Origin of the sequence: Aquimarina sp. AU474, from assembly GCF_900312815.1 — a bacterium.
Classification (GTDB): domain Bacteria; phylum Bacteroidota; class Bacteroidia; order Flavobacteriales; family Flavobacteriaceae; genus Aquimarina.
Genome location: NZ_OMPE01000006.1, coordinates 227,197 through 251,136, shown reverse-complemented (window position 1 = coordinate 251,136; position 23,940 = coordinate 227,197). Strand labels below are relative to the sequence as shown.

General features: G+C 33.2%; 21 protein-coding genes. 15 read left to right on the top strand and 6 right to left on the bottom strand.

Annotated elements, in window-relative coordinates; translation table 11 throughout:
* Positions 1–144 precede the first annotated feature (144 nt).
* Entirely contained in the window at positions 145–1,773 is a 1,629-nt protein-coding gene (gene pruA, locus DK508_RS05825) for an L-glutamate gamma-semialdehyde dehydrogenase (RefSeq protein WP_109299804.1), read from the top strand.
* A 64-nt stretch (positions 1,774–1,837) separates the two neighbouring features.
* A complete protein-coding gene (locus DK508_RS05820; protein WP_109299803.1) occupies positions 1,838–2,299 on the top strand; it encodes a GNAT family N-acetyltransferase in 462 nt (153 codons plus the stop codon).
* Here the strand turns inward: DK508_RS05820 and rsmG are convergent.
* Positions 2,296–2,925, bottom strand: a complete 630-nt coding sequence (gene rsmG / locus DK508_RS05815) for a 16S rRNA (guanine(527)-N(7))-methyltransferase RsmG (RefSeq protein WP_109299802.1) — start codon at positions 2,923–2,925, stop codon at positions 2,296–2,298. The two genes, DK508_RS05820 and rsmG, sit on opposite strands and share 4 nt — an antisense overlap.
* 136 nt (positions 2,926–3,061) lie before the next feature.
* Here rsmG and DK508_RS05810 point away from each other — a divergent pair, with 136 nt between their 5' ends.
* The 3 genes from DK508_RS05810 to DK508_RS05800 all read left to right on the top strand — a co-directional run bounded on the left by DK508_RS05810 (position 3,062) and on the right by DK508_RS05800 (position 5,877).
* Positions 3,062–4,162 (top strand): acyl-CoA desaturase, encoded by a 1,101-nt coding sequence (locus tag DK508_RS05810; RefSeq protein WP_109299801.1) that lies wholly within the window; start codon positions 3,062–3,064, stop codon positions 4,160–4,162.
* A gap of 42 nt (positions 4,163–4,204) precedes the next feature.
* Positions 4,205–5,392 carry a pyridoxal phosphate-dependent aminotransferase gene (locus DK508_RS05805; protein WP_109299965.1) on the top strand — a complete coding sequence of 396 codons (1,188 nt, stop codon included), beginning with the start codon at positions 4,205–4,207 and terminating at the stop codon, positions 5,390–5,392.
* Positions 5,393–5,607: 215 nt separating this feature from the next.
* Positions 5,608–5,877, top strand: a complete 270-nt coding sequence (locus DK508_RS05800; protein ID WP_109299800.1) for a hypothetical protein — start codon at positions 5,608–5,610, stop codon at positions 5,875–5,877.
* Between the two features lie 32 nt (positions 5,878–5,909).
* Here DK508_RS05800 and DK508_RS05795 read toward each other — a convergent pair whose 3' ends face one another.
* On the bottom strand, positions 5,910–7,406 hold the full coding sequence (locus tag DK508_RS05795; RefSeq protein WP_109299799.1) for a TrkH family potassium uptake protein: 1,497 nt from the start codon (positions 7,404–7,406) through the stop codon (positions 5,910–5,912).
* A 2-nt stretch (positions 7,407–7,408) separates the two neighbouring features.
* Positions 7,409–8,758 (bottom strand): Trk system potassium transporter TrkA, encoded by a 1,350-nt coding sequence (trkA, locus tag DK508_RS05790; protein ID WP_109299798.1) that lies wholly within the window; start codon positions 8,756–8,758, stop codon positions 7,409–7,411.
* Between the two features lie 211 nt (positions 8,759–8,969).
* Between trkA and ubiE the strand changes: the two genes are divergently transcribed.
* Positions 8,970–9,698: a bifunctional demethylmenaquinone methyltransferase/2-methoxy-6-polyprenyl-1,4-benzoquinol methylase UbiE gene (ubiE, locus tag DK508_RS05785; protein WP_109299797.1), complete on the top strand. Its 729-nt coding sequence runs from the start codon at positions 8,970–8,972 to the stop codon at positions 9,696–9,698.
* A gap of 92 nt (positions 9,699–9,790) precedes the next feature.
* Entirely contained in the window at positions 9,791–10,498 is a 708-nt protein-coding gene (locus DK508_RS05780; RefSeq protein ID WP_109299796.1) for a porin family protein, read from the top strand.
* Between the two features lie 4 nt (positions 10,499–10,502).
* On the opposite strand, the gene DK508_RS05775 is transcribed toward DK508_RS05780, so the two are convergent.
* The gene (locus tag DK508_RS05775) at positions 10,503–11,237 is read right to left on the bottom strand and encodes an RNA methyltransferase (RefSeq protein ID WP_109299795.1); all 735 of its coding nucleotides are present in this window, start codon (positions 11,235–11,237) and stop codon (positions 10,503–10,505) included.
* A gap of 38 nt (positions 11,238–11,275) precedes the next feature.
* Between DK508_RS05775 and DK508_RS05770 the strand changes: the two genes are divergently transcribed.
* From DK508_RS05770 to accD, 3 genes are all read left to right on the top strand, one after another.
* Entirely contained in the window at positions 11,276–13,855 is a 2,580-nt protein-coding gene (locus DK508_RS05770) for a BamA/TamA family outer membrane protein (protein ID WP_109299794.1), read from the top strand.
* A gap of 183 nt (positions 13,856–14,038) precedes the next feature.
* Positions 14,039–15,106 (top strand): class II fructose-bisphosphate aldolase, encoded by a 1,068-nt coding sequence (fbaA, locus tag DK508_RS05765; RefSeq protein WP_109299793.1) that lies wholly within the window; start codon positions 14,039–14,041, stop codon positions 15,104–15,106.
* 63 nt (positions 15,107–15,169) lie between these two features.
* Positions 15,170–16,027 carry an acetyl-CoA carboxylase, carboxyltransferase subunit beta gene (gene accD / locus DK508_RS05760; protein WP_109299792.1) on the top strand — a complete coding sequence of 286 codons (858 nt, stop codon included), beginning with the start codon at positions 15,170–15,172 and terminating at the stop codon, positions 16,025–16,027.
* A gap of 117 nt (positions 16,028–16,144) precedes the next feature.
* On the opposite strand, the gene DK508_RS05755 is transcribed toward accD, so the two are convergent.
* Positions 16,145–16,969, bottom strand: a complete 825-nt coding sequence (locus DK508_RS05755) for a hypothetical protein (protein WP_160114574.1) — start codon at positions 16,967–16,969, stop codon at positions 16,145–16,147.
* A gap of 165 nt (positions 16,970–17,134) precedes the next feature.
* Here DK508_RS05755 and rpsO point away from each other — a divergent pair, with 165 nt between their 5' ends.
* Positions 17,135–17,404 carry a 30S ribosomal protein S15 gene (rpsO, locus tag DK508_RS05750; RefSeq protein WP_109299964.1) on the top strand — a complete coding sequence of 90 codons (270 nt, stop codon included), beginning with the start codon at positions 17,135–17,137 and terminating at the stop codon, positions 17,402–17,404.
* A 213-nt stretch (positions 17,405–17,617) separates the two neighbouring features.
* Complete coding sequence (locus DK508_RS05745) at positions 17,618–19,810, top strand: polyribonucleotide nucleotidyltransferase (protein ID WP_109299790.1); 2,193 nt, start codon at positions 17,618–17,620, stop codon at positions 19,808–19,810.
* Positions 19,811–19,854: 44 nt separating this feature from the next.
* On the opposite strand, the gene DK508_RS05740 is transcribed toward DK508_RS05745, so the two are convergent.
* Entirely contained in the window at positions 19,855–20,217 is a 363-nt protein-coding gene (locus DK508_RS05740; RefSeq protein WP_160114573.1) for a hypothetical protein, read from the bottom strand.
* Between the two features lie 182 nt (positions 20,218–20,399).
* Here DK508_RS05740 and DK508_RS05735 point away from each other — a divergent pair, with 182 nt between their 5' ends.
* The 3 genes from DK508_RS05735 (at position 20,400) to DK508_RS05725 (ending at position 23,831) form a co-directional block, all read left to right on the top strand.
* Positions 20,400–21,368 (top strand): hypothetical protein, encoded by a 969-nt coding sequence (locus DK508_RS05735; RefSeq protein WP_109299788.1) that lies wholly within the window; start codon positions 20,400–20,402, stop codon positions 21,366–21,368.
* A 79-nt stretch (positions 21,369–21,447) separates the two neighbouring features.
* Positions 21,448–22,500 (top strand): hypothetical protein, encoded by a 1,053-nt coding sequence (locus DK508_RS05730; RefSeq protein ID WP_235016294.1) that lies wholly within the window; start codon positions 21,448–21,450, stop codon positions 22,498–22,500.
* A 116-nt stretch (positions 22,501–22,616) separates the two neighbouring features.
* On the top strand, positions 22,617–23,831 hold the full coding sequence (locus tag DK508_RS05725) for a hypothetical protein (protein ID WP_109299787.1): 1,215 nt from the start codon (positions 22,617–22,619) through the stop codon (positions 23,829–23,831).
* Positions 23,832–23,940 lie beyond the last annotated feature (109 nt).

The window sequence follows — 23,940 nt, the reverse complement described above, 5'->3', positions numbered from 1 at the left end:
AACTTACAAAAAAAAATACATACCCCACAATGTTTATAAAAGGTTAAAATAGATATTAACTTTTTTAATTTTCTATCTTTGCTATCCTAATTGACTAACTCATTAGATAATACATCTTAATAATTTTAAACAACATATTACATTATGGGAAAAGGTTTTTTTCAAGTTCCTACAGCAATAAATGAACCTGTAAAGTCTTACGCTCCTGGAACACCAGAGAGAGAAGAAGTTCTGGCTACTTATAAAAAAATGTATAGCGACACAATAGATGTTCCTTTATATATTAATGGTGAAGAGATAAAAACCGGGGACACCGGCACAATGTCTCCTCCTCACGATCACAAGCATGTATTAGGAACATACCACAAGGCAGAAAAAGCACACGTACAAAAAGCAATTGATACCGCCATAGAAGCAAGAGAGCAGTGGGCAGATCTAGCTTGGGAACAACGTGCTGCTGTATTTTTAAGAGCAGCAGAACTAATAGCAGGGCCATATAGAGCAAGAATTAATGCATCAACAATGTTGGCTCAATCTAAGAATATTTTTCAGGCTGAAATTGATGCGGCATGCGAATTCATAGATTTTCTACGCTTCAACGTAGAATTTATGACTCAAATTTATGAGGACCAACCAGATTCTACCTCAGATTCATGGAACAGATTAGAATACCGACCATTAGAAGGATTTGTATATGCTATTACACCATTTAACTTTACTGCTATTGCAGGAAATCTTCCTGCAAGTGCTGCATTAATGGGTAATACTGTAGTTTGGAAACCTAGTGATAGCCAAATATTTTCGGCTAAAATTATTGTAGACATCTTTAAAGAAGCTGGCGTGCCTGATGGAGTAATTAATGTGGTATATGGAGATCCTGTAATGATTACAGATACAGTTTTAGCCAGCCCTGATTTTGCGGGTATTCACTTTACTGGAAGCACACATGTATTTAAAGATATTTGGGCAAAAATTGGAACCAATATCCATAACTACAAAACATATCCTAGAATAGTTGGAGAAACAGGAGGTAAAGACTTTATAATCGCTCACCCTAGTGCAAATGCTAAGCAAGTAGCCACTGGTATCTCTCGAGGAGCTTTTGAATTTCAAGGACAGAAATGTAGCGCTGCTTCAAGAGCTTATATTCCTAAAAGCCTATGGGCAGATGTAGAAAAGTTTTTAATTGAAGACACTAAGTCTTTTAAAATGGGATCACCAGAAGACATGAGTAACTTCATTACTGCGGTTATCCATGAAGGATCTTTTGATAAACTAGCAAAATATATCGACCAAGCTAAGAATGACCCTGATGCAGAAATTATTGCAGGTGGTAACTATGACAAATCCAAAGGTTATTTTATAGAGCCTACAGTAATTCTTGCAAAAGACCCAAAATACACTACAATGTGTACAGAACTTTTTGGGCCCGTAATTACCATTTACGTATATGATGACAATCAATGGGCAGATACCTTAAAATTAGTTGACAACACTAGCGAATATGCCCTCACAGGAGCTATATTTTCTACAAATCGTTATGCAGCAGCAGAAGCTACTAAAGCATTACAAAATAGTGCTGGTAATTTTTATATTAATGATAAACCAACAGGAGCTGTTGTTGGACAACAACCTTTTGGTGGTGCTCGAGCTTCTGGAACAAATGACAAAGCAGGATCATATTTAAATCTATTGCGTTGGGTTTCTCCAAGAACCATTAAAGAAACTTTTGTTTCACCAAAAGATTATAGATATCCTTTTCTAGGAGAATAATACAATTAACAAAAAAGGATGTCTTAAGACATCCTTTTTTTATTTCTTTTAACACCAATACCATATGATTCTTAGAACTGCTAAAATAGAGGATTTACCTACCCTTCTTGATTTTGAACAAAAAATCATAGAAGCCGAGCGTCCTATGGATATCACTTTAAAGCAACATGAAAAAATAAGTTATTATAGTATTGAAAAATATATCCTTTCGAAGCAAACGGAAGTTGTGGTTGCCGAAATTAATGACGAAATCATTGGTAGTGGTTATGGTCAAATTAGAGATAGACAAGATTTTTTTTTACAAAAACAGCTAGGGTATATTGGTTTTATGTATGTAAAAGAAGAACATAGAGGAAAAGGTGTTAGCCAGGCCATTATAACACATATTACCAATTGGTTTAGCACTAAAGACATTGAAGAGATTCGTTTAAAAGTTTATGAGAAAAACCCGCGAGCTATAAAAGCCTACCAAAAGACAGGCTTTAAAAAACATTTAATTGAGATGCGGTTAAATTTAAAAAGTTAAAGTTTATATTTTAAAGGAAGATACACCACCTTCTTTGTTTCGAAGAAACCTTCTTTAAAATAATCAGAAAGATTATGTTCTACAGCTTTTGGAAAAAGTGCTAGCTCCTGAGTTAAATCTCCGCCTTTCAGGTACAAAATCCCATTTTGCAACTCATGATTACTTTTTTTAGCAATATTTTTGCGTACCCATTTCACAAAATCCGGCATATTAGTAACTGCTCGACTTACTACAAAGTCAAAACGTTCGTCAAAAGTTCCTGCTCTGCGTTGTTCAGCTTTTACATTTTTGAGCTCTAAAGCATTTGCCACTTCATTAACCACTTTAATTTTTTTGGCAATAACGTCGATCAAATAAAACTGCGTTTCTGGGAATAAAATCGCCAAAGGAATCCCCGGAAACCCTCCACCCGTACCTACATCCAAAACATTAGATCCAGGCTTAAAACTCTGTATTTTAGCTATTCCCAGAGAATGCAATACATGTCGTTCATACAGCAATTCTATGTCTTTACGAGAAATTACATTAATCTTTGCATTCCATTCAGTATACAATTCTCTCAGCTTAGAAAACTGATCTTGTTGTTCTTCGGTTAAATCCGGAAAATATTTTAATATGGTATTCATCAATTCAAGTTAAAGCGCAAAAATACATGTTAAACTGATATATTTTACTTCTTTTTAGGAACTTAAAAAAATTTAAATACCTAAATTTACCCAATATTACGATGACCTATAACGTTTGGTCATAAACCTCAATAACATGACAACACCTAATGTACGTTTTAGCAGAGCCGATTCTGCCAAATTTTTTAGAACGCTAAATAAGCGTGTTAATCAGTATTTCAAAGATAACGATATCAAAAGAACAGGAAACTGGAGATTGCACTTAAAAACAATAGTTATGTTCTCCCTTTTCTTAACACCATATTTTTTAATCCTTACCCTTGATATCTCTCAATGGTGGTTATTATTACTTACCATAGTGATGGGAGTTGGTATGGCAGGCGTAGGTATGAATGTAATGCATGACGGAAATCATGGGTCATATTCTTCTAAGAAATGGATCAATCAATTAATGGGAAACAGTATTTATATCCTAGCCGGAAATGTGTACAATTGGCAGGTACAACATAATGTTTTACACCATACATACACAAATATCCATGGACATGATGAAGACATGGACGCCGGACGAGTGATTCGATTTACTAAACACGCACAATGGAGACGTTTTCATAGGTTTCAACATTATTACTCTATATTCCTATATGGATTGTTAACTTTTAATTGGGCGTTAACAACCGATTTCAAACAAACTAAGAATTATTTGGCCCGTAAGTTATCTTATGGTAAGCTACCTAGTCCTTTAAAGCAATGGAGTACTGTGGTAGTCACCAAAACGATTTATGTTTTAATATGGATTGTAATCCCCATGATATTTATGTCTATAGCATGGTGGAAGATTTTACTAGGCTTTTTTATAATGCATTATGTTGCTGGATTAATATTAAGTGTTGTATTTCAACTGGCTCATATGGTTGAAGATGCGCAAATGCCTGTTCCTGATCAAACGGGAACAATGAAAAATTCTTGGGCTATCCATCAACTATTTACTACTGTTAATTTTTCAACCAAAAATAGATTGGTAAATTGGTTTACTGGTGGATTAAATCACCAAGTGGAGCACCATATTTTTCCAAATATAAGTCATGTTCATTATACCAAAATTTCGAAAATCGTAAAACAAACTGCTTTAGAGTTTAATTTACCCTATAACGAATATAAAACCACACGAAAGGCTATAATTGCTCATTTCAAACACCTAAAAGAGATGGGAGTTAAGCCTGCAATTCAATCATAACTTTTATTATTACCAATTAAAATGAGTACACAAGTATCGGAAATGAGTACACAATTATCAGACAGAATCAATGCTCTTGAAGCTTCGGCAACATTAGCGATGGCTGCAAAAGCAAGAGAACTAAGAGCAGAAGGAAAAGACATTATTGGTTTAAGTCTTGGAGAACCAGATTTTAATACTCCAGATTTCATTAAAGAGGCTGCAATACAAGCCGTTAATGACAATTATAACTCATACACTCCAGTAGATGGTTATGTTGAATTAAAAGATGCGATTATCACCAAATTTAAACGAGACAATAACCTTGTTTATGACCGCTCTCAGATTGTTGTTTCTACCGGAGCTAAGCAATCTTTATATAACGTTGCGCAGGTATATATTAATCCGGGTGACGAAGTTATATTACCATGTCCTTACTGGGTAAGTTATAGTGATATTATAAAACTATCTGGAGGAGTACCTGTAGAAGTAAAAACATCTATAGATACTGATTTTAAAATGACTGCCGAGCAATTAGAAGCTGCTATCACACCAAACACAAAAATGTTATGGTACAGCTCTCCTTGCAACCCTAGTGGCTCTATCTACAGTAAACAAGAACTTAGAGCTCTGGCAGATGTGTTACAAAAATATCCGGAAATAATCGTAGTAAGTGATGAAATCTATGAGCATATTAATTATGTTGGTGATCATGCTTCTATGGCACAATTCGAAGATATGTATGACAGAACCGTAACAATTAATGGTGTTGCAAAAGCATTTGCTATGACGGGATGGAGAATTGGTTATATAGGAGCTCCTAAATCGATAGCCAGAGCTTGTAATAAAATACAAGGTCAAGTGACTAGTGGTGCAAACTGTATTGCTCAACGAGCGGTAATCACAGCACTAGAAGCTCCTGTAAGCAAAATTCAATACATGGTTGATGAGTTTAAAGAACGAAGAAAACTTATCTTAAACCTATTATCTGAGATCCCAGGATTTGAATGTAATGAACCAGAGGGTGCGTTTTATGTTTTCCCTGATGTTTCTTATTACTTCGGAAAAACATTACAAGGGCAAACTATTGAAAATGCTACAGATCTTTCTATGTTTTTACTAGAAAAAGCCAATGTTGCCACCGTTACAGGAATTGCTTTTGGAAATGGAAATTGCATTAGAATTTCGTATGCCGCTAGTACAGAACAAATCATAGAAGCTATTAAAAGAATTAAAGAAGCTATAGGCTAAAAAGTTCAAAATATTATAATACAAACCGACTATATCACACCTCGATATAGTCGGTTTGTATTTTTTAGAAATATCTTAATACATCTTAACTTTTATTTACCATTAAAAGATTTTTTTTCGATAATAAATAAATGAAATCAGAGTTATAGCTATCTATGTTACGGTCCTGTTTCACCTAAACAGGTCATAAAAACCAACTTAAAACCATTTCCCCCATGGATATACAGGAAAAAGAACGTATAGTTCAAAAAAATGTATTGCAAATCTTTAAAGAGAATTTCAATGTAACCAAAACCGACGACGAAATTTTAGACATGAAACCTGAAAAGGAGTTTATATCTAATCATTTGAGTTATTACGAATCTATTTTGGATATTTTTTTAATAGAGCCCGAACACCTGGATAGCATAACCGGAAAAGTAAAAGACACTATAAAAAAAGTTACAGAGCTTTGGACTATAACACTACACTACTCTCTTCCTTAAGAAACTAGCCGTTTATTTTTAAAAAATCTATATTACCTATTACGCCAGAAAAAAGGTGTAAGAAGTATTAACACCGTAAAAAGTTCTAATCTTCCGATTAGCATTAAGAAACAACACCACCATTTCCCAAAATCAGGAAGAACATCGAAATTATTAACCGGACTGAGTTTTCCAAAAGCTGGGCCAACATTACCCAATGATGAGGCTGCCCCACCAATAGCCGTTTCAAAATCCAAACCTAACGCTCCTAACACCACAGAACCTATAATAAAAGCGAGCATATATAATATAAAAAATGCTAATATATTAAATACAATTTCTTTAGATACAGCTCTTGTATTATAACGTACTGGCAATACAGCTCTAGGGTGCAGTGTTCTTTTAAACTCCAAAATTCCGTTACGAATAGTAATTAAATGCCGAACTACTTTCATCCCTCCTGAGGTCGATCCTGCAGATCCTCCTAAAAACATAATCCCGAAGAAAAATACTGTTAAAAAAGGTGTCCACATTGTAAAATCAGCACTTACAAAACCAGTGGTCGTGACTACTGCTAGTACTTGAAATAAAGCATGACGAAAGGCACTTTCTGCTTCTCCCCAAACCATGGGGTGATCTATTGAAGAAATAGAAACATCTGCTTTAAAATATATAATCACCGTTGCAATAACAGTAAATGCAATTACAAAAAGGCTATACAACTTAAACTCTTCATCTTTAATAATTTTCTGAACCTTGCCCTTAAAACCGAAATAACTAAGTACAAAATTCATCCCTGCCAAAAACATAAACAACATAATGATATATTGTATCATGGGTTGATCATTCCAATAAGCTACACTCGCATTTTTGGTAGAAAAACCTCCAGTAGATAGTGTACTTAATGCATGGTTTATAGCATCAAAGAAATTCATTCCTGCCAGCTTTAACAAAATAGTTTCGGCTGCTGTATATCCAAAATAAATCAACCACAATCTTTTTGCCGTATCTGTAATTCGAGGATGCAATTTATCGGCATTTGGCCCTGGCGCTTCAGCTGCAAATAATTGCATACCTCCTATTCCTAATAATGGTAAAATAGCAATCGCCAAAACAATAATCCCCATACCTCCTATCCAATGCGTTAAACTACGCCAGAACAAAATTCCTTTAGGGATAATTTCTATTTCATTTAAAATAGAGGCTCCTGTGGTAGTGTACCCAGACATCGTCTCAAAAAAAGCATTTGTAAAAGTTGGTATTGCTCCAGAAAACAAATAGGGTAAAGTACCGCTCAAAGACATAAAAATCCATCCAAAAGTAACTACTATATACCCTTCTCTTTTATTAATTTCTTTTTGATGTTCTCTAGTCAAAAACATCATTGCAATACCAATAAACATAGTCGCCAAAGATGCCATCATAATCTCTAAGGTCACACCATCTTTATAAATAAAACTGATAATAGTTGCGAACAACATAAAACAACCATTACAGAGCAACAAAAGCCCCATAATATGTGAAATAATTTTATAGTTTAATTTAGACATGTTTACAAGAAGAGCTTTTCTATTTTCTTAATAGATTTTGGTAAACAACAAACGACTACCCTATCCCCTGCTTCGATATAAAAATCTCCTAATGGGATCATTCCTATTCCATCTCGAATAACTCCTGCAATAATAGCAGAACGAGGAAAATCAAGTTCTTTAATAAGATTATCGCTTACCTCTGAGGTAGGTTTAACAATAAACTCGAGTAGTTCGGCATTCATATTGTTAAGTTTGGTCATCGCTACAACCTCACCTTTTCTGATAAACCTAAAAATATTATTAGCTGCAAGTAGTTTTTTATTGATTAAAGTATCGATACCTATAGAGTGCGATAATTGAAAATAATCCATATTCTCTACCAGTGCAATTGTTTTTCTAACCCCTTTGGACTTGGCCACTAAACAGGACATAATATTTGTTTCAGAATTACCTGTCACCGCAATAAAAGCATCCATATCCTCTATACTTTCTTCTTGTAATAGCTCTACATTGCGGCCATCTCCATTAATTATTAATGCATTTGGTAAATCATCTGCCAAGTCAAAAGATTTGTCTTTATCTTTTTCAATAAGTTTTACCCTAAATTTATGATCACAAAGATCACATGAAGTTTGATATCCTATTTTACTTCCACCAAGAATCATTACATTTTTAATCTGCTCTTTTACTTTACCCGTAAGTTTATAGAGCTCCTCGACTCCCCCTTTGGAAGTAACAAAATACACCTGATCTCCTTTCTTAAAGGATGTATCTCCTCTTGGTATAATAGTATATTGTGTTCCTGAACGCTGAATAGCGATAGGCATAAAATGGAGTTCTGGAAATATCTCTGCTGCTTCTCGTACTGTTTTACCCACAAACAAAGCTTCTGCAGATAATGTGGTCCCCACCATAGTTAATGCTCCATCTTCGAACTCATAACTGTCGTGAAATGCCGATTGATTAAGTAGTAATTCTATTTCACTTGCGGCAAGTGCTTCTGGAGATATTAATTCATCAATACCGAATTTGGTAAAACCGACTTCTTCCTTATTCTCAATAAACTCCGCATTCGAGATTCTTGCAATAGTTCTTTTAGCACCTAATTGTTTTGCTAATACACAAACTGTAATATTAGTTGTTTCGCTAGAAGTTACGCTAATAACCATATCAACATTGGCGACTCTTGCTTCTTTTAAAATCGTAATAGAAGTAGCATCTCCTTTAATAACTCTAATATCTAGATGAGTATCTGCATAGTTAAGACATTCCTTATCTGTATCTATAAGAGTAATATCCTGGGACTCAAACGAGAGTAATTTAGCCAAATGAAATCCTACTTCACCTGCTCCGGCAATAATGATTTTCATCGGTTTTGTATATTGTTTTTCATCTAAAGATAAAATAGAACTAAAAATTATTTTTTACTCCATTATATAACGACACTTACTGTCTTAAAATATAAAAGCGTACAAAGATAGTGCAAATTGAGTAACTGGTGAAATTTGATTATATCCAACTTAATTCGAATCTGTTATCACAAACAATATCAAAAATGTATATTTGCCTAAATTTTTTTGAATGTCAGAAAATATAACACCATATAAAGATAATAACAGATCTAAAAAAGAACAGGTTACCGAAATGTTTGATACAATTTCGGGAAACTATGATGGGTTAAATCGTGTTATTTCTTTTGGTATTGATGTTAAATGGAGAAAGAAAGTAGTAAAACTGGTAGGTAAAATCAAGCCTGAAAAAATTCTAGATGTAGCTACAGGAACCGGAGACTTGGCGATAAACCTATCCAAGACTGGTGCTTCGAAAATTGTAGGTCTTGATATTTCGACAGGAATGCTAGAAGTAGGTAGAAAAAAAATAGAAACAAAAAATCTAGATACTGTAATTGATATGGTTACAGGGGATAGTGAAAATCTTCCTTATGAAGAAAACTATTTCGATGCTGTTACGGTTGCTTTTGGGGTTAGAAATTTTGAGAATCTCGAAAAAGGGCTTTCAGAAATTTACAGAGTGCTTAGACCAGGAGGAATTTTTGTGGTGTTAGAAACTTCTCTTCCTACCAAAACCCCTTACAGGCAAGGCCACAAGCTATATACCACAAAGGTATTACCACTTATTGGCAAGATTTTCTCTAAAGATCAATCCGCATATTCTTACCTAAGTGAAAGTGCTGCAGCTTTTCCTTATGGTGAAGCGTTCAACAATATTTTAAAAAAAATTGGGTTTATAGATGTTGAAGATAAACCTCAAACTTTTGGAGTAGCTACTATTTATAAAGCTAAAAAATAATATAAAAGCCCAATCAATAGGGCATTTAAAAAGCAACTATACTGATTAATATAAACATGATAGACATCATGAGTCAGTAAATTTTTAGGTAGATGAAAAAACTTTTTATTGTAATTGTCCTTGTAATGTGTGCTCAAGACATGAGTGCTCAATTATTTTCGAAAGAAAAAGTACAAAACTTACAAAATTTTGACAAACCTCGATTTAGTTGGGGTTATATTCTTGGATTTAATAGTTACGATTTTAATTTTGATTATGCCACCGAGTTTGAAAATGCAGATATTGTAGTAGATAAGACAATAGGTTTTAGTGTAGGTTTACTAGGGAACATGAGAATCAATGATTATCTCGACCTTAGATTAGAACCAATGGTTACATTTACAAGCAGAAACCTAAATTTTTCTAATCCAGCATTTACTTCGCAATTCGAGTCATTTCGAGAAGTTAAATCAACTTATGTGCATGTGCCATTGCTCCTAAAAATATCAACCAAAAGGATTAATAATTTCAAACCCTTTATTATAGGAGGAGTATCTACTTCTATTAACTTATCCAGTAATGAAGATAATCCTGATGACAATAGCACCGGAGAGTTTAGAATGACTACCAATACTAATTATTATGAAATAGGTTTTGGTATAGACTTATATCTTTTCTACTTCAAGTTCACTCCTTCTATAAGAGGTGTATTTGCAATGTCTGATGAATTGGTAAAAGACAACGACCCTAATAGCCCTTGGACTGCGGATATAGATAAAATGTCTACTCGAGGAGTTTTTATAAACTTTACCTTTCAGTAAATCACTATAAAGATCTTTTAAATTCGCTGAGAACAATTGCTGTTGCTGTTGCCACGTTTAAACTTTCGGTTTTTTGGCCAGCACCAAATTGAGGTATTGCAATTCGTTTATTAACAAGGTTTTCAATTTCGGCAGATATTCCATTAGCTTCATTTCCCATTATAATAACAGCTTGTTCTGGTAATTGCATTGGATATATATTATCTCCATCCATAAAAGTACCAAAAATATTAGCACCTTCTTTTTGAGACTGTAAAAATGCTACTGTATCAGTATAATTAATATTTACTCTAGTTATAGAACCCATAGTGGCTTGAATCACTTTAGGATTAAAACAATCTACCGTTTGATTCGAACACACCAGTTCTTTTACTCCAAACCAGTCACATAAACGAATAATAGTACCTAAATTTCCTGGATCTCTAATATCATCCAATAAGAGCACAATGCCATCATCATTAATTTCTCTAGGCTTAGGAGTAGAAAAAATAGCTAATACGCTTTGAGCTGTAGCCAAAAAACTAATTTGTTTTAACTCTTCTTCTGTTACAATGAACTGCAGTTTATCATCAATATTAAAGATTTCTTCATCAACAGTGTACAGTGCATACAACTCAAAATTTGCATCAAGCAATTCTTTTATCACTTTTTTTCCTTCAGCAACGAACAGTTCATGTTGTTTTCGGTACTTTTTTTGATATAAACTCTTTATTAGTTTCTTTTGGTTTTTGCTAACCATACAAATAGTGTATTTTTGAATCAATAATGAAATAGGGATTGAAACACTTTCTGACAAAAATATTATTTATTACCTTAACTACAATCTTTTTAATTTCGTGTAATGCGGTTAAGAGAGTTCAGGAAAACGAATATCTACTAGAAAAAAATCAAATTTTTGTTGATAGCGTCAAAACCAATGATGTCAAACTTGAAAATCAACTAATTCAAAAGCGAAATACTAGGCCTCTAGGAATCCCACTGCGCCTCCATATATATAACCTTGCTAGTGTAAATAGAGATTCTTTATATCAAGATTGGTTACATCGAAAACCAAAAAGAGAAAAACGAATGATTCGTTTTTTATCCAAAAAACAAGTTGATAGACTAGGTGTAGGGCTTTCAGGTATTAATGAATGGGTAAAAAAAACAGGAGAACCTCCTTCAATTCTTGACGAAAATAAAACAAAACGTTCAGAAAAAAGGTTAGAAGCTTATTATTGGAACAATGGTTGGTTTAATGTTGAAACTGATTATAAAATAACCAGAAAAGATAATAAAAGAGCTTTTGTGGATTATTATATCAAACCAAACAAACCTTATTTTATAGATTCTTTACAAACCAAAATTGAATCTCCCATTGCAGATTCAATCTACAGGATCAACACGGATAAATCGGCTATAGTTTCAACAAAACAATACAAAACGCTGGATATCGAAGCCGAAAGAGATAGACTTACCTCTTTATACCGAAACTCTGGTCTTTTTCATTTTGAGAAAGAATTTATAAAATTTGATGCAGATACTGTAAACACGGATCATAAAGTAAATCTTAATTTAATTATTAAAAATCGCCCAGTAACTTTTGGAGATTCTACTGCAAGAATTCCATACAAAGTTCACAAAATTAGCGAGGTAAATGTATTCACTGATTACTCATACAAAAACAGAGACAAAAAACCGACAGATAGCACCTCATATAAAGGGTACAACATATACGCTTATGACAAAATCAAATTTACGCGAAAAGCAATTGCCAATTCTATTCTGATCACACCTGGAGAGGTTTTTAAAGATCAGGACAGAACAATTACTTATAATCAAATAAATAACCTAAGAACATTTAAATATCCTAACATCAGTTATGATATAGATCCTAATGATCCCACGGGAGAAAGTCTAATTACAAATATTTTATTGACTCCAAGAAAAAAGTACAGCACCAATGTACAGTTTGATGTTTCTACATCTAACATTCAAGCATTTGGTATTGGTTTTGGAGGATCTTTATTAATCCGGAACGTTTTTAGAGGAGCAGAAATCTTAGAAATATCAGCTAGAGGAAGTATTGGTTCATCTAGTGATGCTGTAGATGGTGGAGAAAGATTTTTTAATATTTCTGAAGTTGGGGCCGATGTGAAATTATCTTTTCCAAAAATCGTTTTTCCATTTAAAACAAATAAAATTATTCCGAAAAGAATGTCGCCAACTACGAATCTAATTTTTGGAATCAACATTCAACAAAACATTGGGTTAGACAAACAAAATGCCTCTGGGATATTCAATTACCGTTGGAACTCCAGCAATATCGTAACCAATCAATTTGATCTTATAAACGTCCAATATGTACGCAATCTAAATACGAACAATTACTTCAACATATACAACACCTCCTTTAATCAATTAAATGATATTGCTCGCCAAGTTTTAGACCCTAACTCTCCTTTCTTTGTGCAACCAAGCACAGGTATACCTGATATCAATGATGCTGTATTACAAATCCCAGGAGGAGCTGATGATTTTATAACAGAATCTTTAGGAGCCGCTCCTGATAATGACCTAAATGCAGAACAACTTCAGGATATAAGAAATATCAACGAGAGAAAAGTAAGATTAACTGAGGATAACTTAATCTTTGGCTCAAGTTATACGTATACAAGAAATAATAAAGAAAATTTATACGATGAAGATTTTTCGAGGTTTAGAGCCAAACTAGAACTTGCGGGAAATGTATTAAGTACCGTATCTAATTTGGCAGATTTGAAAAAAAATTCGAATGATCGATTTGAAATCTTTGGAGTTGAATTTTCTCAATATGCAAAAATCGAATTAGACTATACAAAGCATTGGGATCTTGCAAGAAAAAATATAATTGCATTTAGGGCTTTTGGAGGGATTGCGATCCCATATGGCAATGCCAACAGTATACCTTTTGCTCGAAGTTTTTTTGGCGGAGGCCCAAATGACAATAGAGCATGGTTAGCCTATGATTTGGGCCCAGGAAGTAGTGGTGGGAGAAATGAGTTTAATGAAGCTAATTTAAAATTAGCTTCAAACTTAGAATACAGATACAACATTTTAGGCTCACTTAATGGCGCATTATTTATCGATGTCGGGAATATTTGGAATGTATTGGATAATGTAGAGGAAGAAGAAGCTGTATTTTCTAGATTAGATGATATACAAGAAGTAGCCGTAGGCTCAGGTTTTGGTTTTAGATATGATTTTGAATTCTTCGTTGTTCGATTAGATATTGGATTTAAAACTTTTAATCCAGCTAGTGATCGAGATCAAAGATGGTTTAAAGGATATAACTTTTCTGAAGCCGTTTATAATTTTGGAATTAACTACCCTTTTTAATCAAAATCCATCACTTATTTACCTTAAGATTTTCTCTTCTCTAACAAAATAATAATGTTAAAAAAAGAGTCCCAAGTTCTACTATCAAAACTTCATAATTCTAAGGATACAAAGATTATTTTATTCCTACAGGTTTACGTATAATTTTACTATTTTTGTAAGCTTATAAACCAAAACTAAATTATGAGTCACAACATCAAACCAGGAGTTGCTACAGGAGACGAAGTGCAAGCAATTTTTAAGTACGCGAAAGAAAAAGCTTTTGCCTTGCCTGCGGTTAATGTAATAGGTTCTAGCTCTATCAATGGAGTTTTAGAAGCTGCCGCAGAATTAAATGCTCCGGTTATTATTCAATTTTCTAATGGAGGTGCCCAATTTAATGCTGGAAAAGGCCTTCCTAACGAAAACCAAAAATCAGCAATCGCAGGAGCGGTAGCTGGAGCGAAACATGTACATCTTTTAGCGGAGTCTTATGGAGTACCAGTAATTTTGCATACTGACCACTGTGCAAAAAAATTACTTCCATGGATAGACGGATTACTTGATGCAGGAGAACAATTTTATAAAGAAACAGGAAAACCTTTATATAGTTCTCATATGATCGATTTATCTGAAGAACCAATTGAAGAAAACATTGAAATTTGCAAGGAATATTTAGCTCGAATGAGTAAAATGGGCATGACCTTAGAAATAGAATTAGGAATTACTGGAGGAGAAGAAGATGGAGTAGATAATAGTGATGTCGACGATTCTAAATTATATACTCAACCCGAAGAAGTTGCTTATGCTTATGAAGAATTGAGTAAAGTAAGTGACAAATTCACTGTTGCTGCCGCTTTCGGAAATGTACATGGAGTATACAAACCAGGAAATGTAAAACTCACTCCTAAAATCCTTAAAAACTCTCAAGAATTTATCTCTGAAAAATATGGAGTCGAAAATAACCACATCGATTTTGTATTTCATGGAGGAAGCGGTTCTTCATTAGAAGAAATTAGAGAAGCAATTGGATATGGAGTAATAAAAATGAATATTGACACCGATCTTCAATTTGCTTTTAATGAAGGTATACGAGATTACATGACCACTAATATCGAGTATCTAAAAACGCAAATAGGTAATCCAGAAGGATCTGAAGAACCGAATAAGAAATATTACGATCCAAGAAAATGGTTACGAGAAGGTGAAGTCACCTTTAAGACCCGTCTTAAAAAGGCATTCGAAGATTTAAATAATGTAAATACATTATAAAAGACTGAAAACCAAGCTGAAACTCACCCTTAGGAGTTTCAGCTTTTTTAATATAAATATTTTATGGCTTGGTTTAAGAGAACACAAAAAGGTATACAAACCGCTACAGAGGACAAAAAAGATGTACCAAAAGGACTTTGGTATAAATCTCCCACAGGAAAAATTGTAGACGCAGAACAATTAGAGAAAAATTTCTATGTAAGTCCAGAGGATGGATACCATGTAAGAATTGGAAGTAAAGAGTATTTCGAAATCTTATTTGACAACAACAAATTCAAAGAGTTAGACAAAAACCTTTCTTCTAAGGATCCTCTTAAATTCGAAGACAAGAAAAAATATGTAGATCGTCTTAAGGATGCTCAGGAAAAAACTAATCTTAAAGATGCCGTTAGAACTGCAGTAGGAAAATCTAATGGAAATGACTTAGTCATAGCATGTATGGATTTTTCATTTATTGGTGGATCTATGGGAAGTGTTGTAGGTGAAAAAATAGCTAGAGCAGCAGATTACTCATTAGAACACAAGATTCCTTTTATGATTATTTCAAAATCAGGAGGAGCCAGAATGATGGAAGCTGCATTATCACTAATGCAATTAGCAAAAACCTCGGCAAAACTAGCGCAATTGGCAGATGCCGGGATTCCTTATATATCACTGTCTACGGATCCAACTACTGGAGGAACTACTGCTTCTTTTGCAATGTTAGGTGATATCAATATTGCCGAACCCGGAGCTCTAATAGGGTTCGCAGGACCACGAGTAGTAAGAGATACAACAGGTAAAGAACTTCCTGAAGGTTTCCAAACTTCAGAGTTTTTAATGGAACATGGATTCTTGGATTTTATTACGCCAAGACAAGAATTAAAACAAAATATAAACTTGTATTTGGACTTGATTTTAAATCGAGCACTTTCTAATTAGTGATACATTTATTATAAAAACATAAAGCCCGGTATTTTACCGGGCTTTACTTTTAATCAAAAAAGTGCATGTTTACAGAATCATATAGACACTTTTTCTACTCACTAATCAAAAAATTTATAATCGAATTTCTTTTTCTTCTCCGTCTGCATTTACAAATACAGCCAAATTATCGCACTCTCCTTCTCCATAATTTAACGTGCCACTAAAATTAGTGCGCACTAACTCAACCTCTCCACTTACTAAAAACTTACAACTAGCCTCTCGTCTCACTGGTGTGGTAATCGTTGTACTATGCGTATTTCCATTTACAAAATTGGTTTCCCAAGCTCCTGTAATTAAAAAAACATTATCCCCCCAATTACCATTAAGTACTCCTTCTACCCATTCTCTAGTTTTGGTTCCTATTCTTGAGGCTTCGGTACCATTGGCAAAAGTAACTTTGAAATCTAGATCCATTATGTACTGGGGATTACCATTTTCATTGATTCTTTGTCTAGTTATAGTTTTTGATCCTTCAAATTGTATATCATCAATAAAAAAGTCTTCGAGAATATAATTGATAACCAATGCTTTTGTATCGGTATCAACTTCATAAGACATGTTGACTTTTCCTTTAATCAAGCGCCCTCTTACTTCACAACCTTCCGATCCGAAATCGACTAATATAGCTTTAGAACTATCAGTGATTTCAATAGTAATGGTTGCACATTCGGGGATAAAAGGATGGACTGAGCTTTTAAACGGACTTTCTTCGAACTCATATATCTGTAGAAAGGTATCACTAATCACTTCGGCAGAATTATCGATTTTTGCACTAAGTTCTGCCTCTTCAATTTTCAGAGATTCGGTCATAACTTCATCTGATTCGTTTTCGCTACAACCAATTAAAAGTATCGACAAAAACACGGTTAGACCAAATTTTAAGATGCTGTTTTTCATAATATTTAATTTTAACGTTACCATCCTAAGACTCATATTTTTATAAAAGGTTTAAAGCCTTGCGTTTTTTTTTGATAATCAGCATTTCTTATCTAAAAAATATTATATTTGCACGCTGATAGCAAAGAGCTATCCATACATAAAAATCATTTAAATAATATTGGAATGTATTTAACAAAAGAAACTAAAGAAGAAATCTTCGCAAAGCACGGTAAAGGAAAGAAAGACAGTGGTTCTGCAGAAGGTCAAATTGCTTTATTTACGCACAGAATTACTCATTTAACAGAACACTTAAAAAATAATCGTAAAGATTATAATACAGAGCGTTCTTTGGTAAAATTAGTAGGTAAGCGTAGAGACTTACTTGATTATCTTAAGAAAAAAGATATCATGAGATATCGTGCAATTGTAAAAGAATTAGGATTAAGAAAATAATAAAAGAGAGGCTTTATGCCTCTTTTTTTATATAGAAAATAATTATAAAAAACATTCATTACCGCGGTAGGTATGAATGCATGCCTTAGTTTTTCATTGGTCGCACAAACACTACAACAACACAACCTTGTCCGTCCGAGTAAGACGGAAACCAATGTTTAATTAAACCTATTTCATCAATAAAATGATGCAATAGGCTAGAATCAAAAAAATATGATTCCACAAGTTTATAGAGAGGTCATAGACCTTGGTGACGGTAGAGAAATTTCTATCGAAACCGGAAAATTAGCAAAACAGGCTCACGGTTCTGTAGTAGTACAATCAGGAAAGTGTATGTTGCTATGTACAGTTGTTTCAAATTACAAACAAAGTGATGTAGATTTTTTACCATTAACGGTAGATTATAGAGAGAAATTTGCGGCAGCTGGTCGTTATCCAGGAGGCTTTTTCAAAAGAGAAGCAAGACCTAGTGATGGTGAAGTACTTACAATGCGTTTAGTAGATCGTGTACTTCGTCCACTTTTTCCAAAAGATTATCATGCCGAAACGCAAGTGATGATCCAGTTAATGTCTCATGATGAAGATGTAATGCCTGATGCAATGGCAGGATTAGCTGCTTCGGCAGCCATACAATTATCAGATTTTCCATTTGAATGTGCTATTTCTGAAGCACGCGTAGGTAGAGTAAATGGAGAGTTTGTCATCAACCCAACAAGAGCACAGTTAGACGAATCAGACATCGATATGATGATTGGTGCATCTGCTGACTCTGTAATGATGGTTGAAGGAGAAATGAAAGAGATTAGCGAAGAAGAAATGGTAGAAGCCATTAAATTCGCTCATGATCATATTAAGGTACAATGTGCTGCTCAACTTAAATTAGCAGAAGCTTTCGGAAAAAAGGAAGTTAGAGAATACGAGCCAGAAAGAAATGATGAAGAATTGGCTAAAAAGATTCATGAAATGGCGTATGATAAAGTATATGCTATTGCAAAGGCAGGTTCTTCTAAAAAAGAACGTGGTTTAGCTTTTTCAGAAATAAAAGAAGAAATTCTTGCTACTTTTTCTGAAGAAGAATTAGAAGATTTTGGAGATTTAGCTTCTAAATATTTTTACCAAGCAGAAAAAGCAGCTATCCGTGATCTTACTTTAAATGAAGGCTTGCGTTTAGATGGTCGTAAAACAGATGAGATTAGACCAATTTGGTGTGAAGTTGATTATTTACCTTCTACACATGGTTCTTCTATATTTACAAGAGGAGAAACTCAAGCATTAGCAACAGTTACTTTAGGAACTTCAAGAGAGGCCAATCAAATTGATATGCCATCTTATGAAGGTGAAGAAACATTTTATTTACATTATAACTTCCCTCCTTTCTGTACTGGTGAAGCAAGACCTATTAGAGGTACTTCTCGAAGAGAAGTAGGACATGGTAATTTGGCCCAACGAGCTCTAAAAGGAATGATTCCTGCAGATTGCCCATATACTGTACGTATTGTATCTGAAGTATTAGAATCTAATGGTTCTTCTTCTATGGCTACTGTATGTTCTGGTACTATGGCTTTAATGGATGCTGGAGTGCAAATGACTAAACCTGTTTCTGGTATTGCAATGGGATTAATTTCTGATGGCGAAACTGGAAAATATGCAGTTTTATCTGATATCTTAGGTGATGAAGATCATTTAGGTGACATGGATTTTAAAGTTACTGGTACTGCAGATGGTATTACCGCTTGCCAAATGGATATCAAGGTTAAAGGTCTTTCTTATGAAATTCTTGTAAATGCCTTAAAACAAGCAGCAGATGGTCGTTTACATATCCTTGGTAAATTAACAGACACTATCGCTACACCAAATGCCGATGTTAAAGCTCATGCTCCAAAAATGGTTACTAAAACTATTCCTGGAGAATATATTGGTGCATTAATCGGACCAGGTGGAAAAGTAATTCAGGAATTACAAAAAACAACTGGTACTACTATTGTAATCAATGAAGATCCTGTTACTGAAGAAGGAAATGTAGAAATTCTTGGTACAAATCAAGAAGGTATCGATGCTGTATTGGCAAAAATAGATTCTATTACTTTTAAACCCCAAGTAGGAAGCGTTTATGAAGTGAAAGTAATCAAGATGTTAGATTTTGGTGCTGTTGTAGAATATATGGAAGCTCCAGGTAATGAAGTATTACTTCATGTTTCAGAATTGGCTTGGGAACGTACAGAAAATGTTAGCGATGTAGTAAACATGGGTGACGTTTTTGATGTAAAATATTTCGGAATCGATTCGCGAACTCGTAAGGAAAAAGTTTCTAGAAAAGCGCTTTTACCAAGACCTCCTAGACCAGAAGGTAATGATAAGCCTAGAGATGATAGAAGACCTCCTCGTAGAGATAAAAAAGAGAATTAATTTTCTATATAAAAAAAAGCCTTCCAAATTTGGAAGGCTTTTTTTTACCTCATTGCCAAAGATAAATATACTAGCCCTACTCCTGTAGCAGCATACGACACTGGTAAAATCACGAAAGTTTTTATAAACGAGAATTTTCTGTTTTTAATTTCCTTTATTTCAGAAAAAGGAATATGTTTTTGTTTTTTATCTAATATAGTAGTAATACCATAATCCGTTATCTTCAATATTTTTATTTTTTCCTGATCCAAATCCTGAGTAGTAACCTTGTATTTTTTATTTAACACTATCTCATCTGTACTTAAATCCATACTTCGATAACTATGACAGCTAGACAAAATAAATAAACATGCTATACCAATACTCAAAAGAAGTCTTGTTTTTGTGCAATCTTTTTTTAAAATCATCTCTTTAATTTTTACATTTTAGAAATTATACTTCTCAAACATACTTGCTTTGCTTCAATCTTAAATAGTAAAAATTGCAAGGGTTTTAATTATTTTTTGCGATAATCGCAAAAAATATATACTTTTCTATTTTACCTTACCAGTCCTCTAGCAATACATTTTATGATTTAAAACCCCTAAAAATGATCCAACAAACCTTTTTAGAACTAATAAAATCACAACTAACTCAAAAAACATCTCTTATAGACCAAGTTGCCACTGTTCTTGACATCAGCTACGATGCAGCTCATCGTCGAGTAACTTATAAGAGTAAGTTATCGTTAGAAGAAGGGATCACTCTGGCAAAATATTATGGAATATCCATTGATCAATTATTCACTAATGAACTTGAGCATATCGTTGCGGTAAAAAAAACCGCTCCTGTAAAAGATATGAGTAGTTTATTAGCCTATTATCAAAACTCTTATAATTCGTTATTACCCTTAATTAATAATTCGGCAGTAAAAATGATATACTCTGCCAAAGATCTTCCTATCTTCTATACTTCAAATGATAATCTTTTATCAAAATTTAAAATGTACGTATGGCTTAAAATTATGGATTCGAGTCTGGCCGACACTTCATTTAATAATTTTAATCCTTCATTAGCATTATTAGAAGCGGCTAAAAATCTTGGACAATTATACAACGGTATAAATGCTATAGAAATTTGGGATTTAACGACAATAAACAGTACACTAAAACAAATTCATTTTTATTTTGAAGCTAACATTTTAACCGAAGACGATGCGCTACAAATATGTAACGATTTAAGTGATCTAATGCAGGCTATCTCTAAAAAGATTGTCACTCAAAAGAAAACCTTTAAATTTTATTATAATGAACTCTTATTAATGAATAATAGGGTTCTAGTTAAAACGCCATCTACCAAATCCCTTTATGTTCCTTTTACAATTCTTTCGTACTACAGAACAAACGATATTAAAACATGCGATCAAGCCGAAGATTTTTTGAATATACAAATGGAAGGCTCTAAACTATTGAGTACTGTTGGTGAAAAAGAACGAAATATTTTTTTCAATAAAATGCTAAAAAAAGTAAACAATTTACGCTCATTAATAAAGATTCCTGATGTACTAGAGTTTGAATAAAACCTAAATTTAATAAATACACTTACGCAACCTTTTAAAACACAATAGTCTAATAGGGTGAATACTTAAAATCACAAGCATGATAAAGTTAAAGCCCATATTTACTGTAATTATACTGCTTACTATTGTTTCTTGTAGCAACGAATCATATGAATTGTTTGACATTGGAAAAATAGACGCCAATTCAGAGTTATTTAGCTCATTAAGGGATTTTTCTGAGAGTAAATCAGAAGAAGATCCAGTTTGCCTCACTTTTATTTATCCTTTCAATGTATATGTGTATGATGACCAATCTGAAATTATTGATAGTAAAATCATTCGGAATAACATAGAGTTTATCGCAGCCCTAGATGCTACACAGGAGGATGGCGCTATAGGGTTAAGTTATCCTATAAGTAGTGTACAAGAAAACGGTACTACATTAAGTATTAATAACAATAATGAATTAAAAACCGCCATTGAAGTCTGTATCAAATCAGAAATTATAACATACTGCAATGGGTTGCTAGAAGAAGTGAACTGTATTTGGAAAATAACTTCATCAACAGAAAACACAAGATATAATAGTTCTTTGATGGATTTTTATGATGATGGAACTGGCATTTTTTATGATAAGGGAAATGCCTATCGGACTTCTTGGGTATCTCTATTTATAGGAGAAGAATTACATATTAATATTCATATTGAAGGTGATTCTCAAGTGGCCAACGATTGGAATTTAAACTGGAAAGTGATCACGCTAAACGATGATAGTATTGAAATCATGCATGATGATAACAAATACACAGTCAATAAGAGATGCGGTATCCCAAATGCTTGTGGTTATGTTGAATTTAGAACATGTGAGAAAAAAAACAAAGAAGAAAAAGCAGTATTTATACTTAACAACTATATCGATTGCATTCTCTCGTTACAAGAAAACATAACCGATTCTGCACCCTTGTCATTATCCTTTTTTGAGAATCTCGAATCTGCAGAACAAGAAATAAACCCATTAGACGCTTCTTCGTATACAAACACTACTAATCCCCAATTAGTTTTCGTTAAAATTAAGAATACAAATTCTAATGAATTCAATATTATTAGAATCGTATTATTTGTTGAGGCCTGTGATAGTGATGATGGACGTTAATTTAATTTTAGACAATCTTCTCTAATAAAACTAGAGAGGATTGTTTTTTTCTACACCCAAGCAACCTTATTCAAACTTCAAGTCTATATAAATACAATACCATAAAAAATATACAAATGAAAAAAATAGTTCTACTAACATTATTAATAATATCCATTGGATGTTCTGAAGATAACGATCTTGTTAATTCAAATACCACACCTATTATAACTATTATAGTTGACGAAGGAGTGGCCTCTACAGATCAAAAATTATTCTACGTTGTAAAAGGTGAGAATGGAGAAAATTTAGGTCATGGTCAACTTTTTAATCTGGATAAAATTAAAATCGAAAAATCTTATTCGGGAACCAATATTGCTCTTACAATCTTTAAACATTTAACCTTTAACAACACTACTAAAGCTCAAAGTTACACTGATATTCGGATAAATAACACTATCAAATTAATCAATACTTTTTTTCCTTCTCCTGCATCAAACACTATGCTAAAACTTGATAATTACCCCAATGATTTTAGTGAAATCATACTAGCTCAACTTGGACGTTTTTCTCCATTAAATTTTAAGTTTGAAGAAACATTTTCATATGCATTTTCAGAAAGTGCACCACTACTTGTTATAAGCACTTCTTTTTTAAATCAAATACCTAAATATCAAACTATGGATTTAAATGAAAATAGCAATCCTACTATTAATTTAGATAATAGTATCGATATGGAAAACAAACACACTATTAATACATCTTCTCTAGGCACTATTGGCGATTTCAATTATACTACTGAATTATCTGGACTAATTGATAAAAATGTTGATTCTACAGCCTATAAATTATATGTAGACCGTAATCCAGACATATCGGCAAACGAAATTAGTTTATATACACCATCGATATTTGAACGCTTTAGATTAATATTAACTGCATATGATCAAAATGCTACCTACAGCCAAAATACTAGAGGTGGTATTCCAAGCTCATTTAATATTATCAATCCAGATATCACTATAGTTAATAATGCATTTGAAAACACGAATATTCAAATTTCTGGAGATCAAATTTCTTATCTACGCTCCACATGGCAATTAAAAAACAATTCAGGGCTGCTATGGAAAATTGTATCTCCTAAAGAAAAAACGGGAAACTATAACTTACAAGATGTTCCCGAAATGATCATACAAGAGATTGGGTTATCAACAACATCAGACTCTTATATGCTCTCTGCTGTCGAGGTCGTAAATGTGGACAATTTAAATTATCTACAAAGTATAGATCGTTTATTTAAATCTGATCAAACTGAAAGTCTTTTAATTCTTTCTAAGTATATAGAGCTTTAATTTATTAAAAAAATCAAATTGCGACGCAACCTTTGAAGATTACTCAGTCATTAAAATAGACAAATGTCTTATTTTAAATATATTGAAAAACATTTAGACAATATTAATA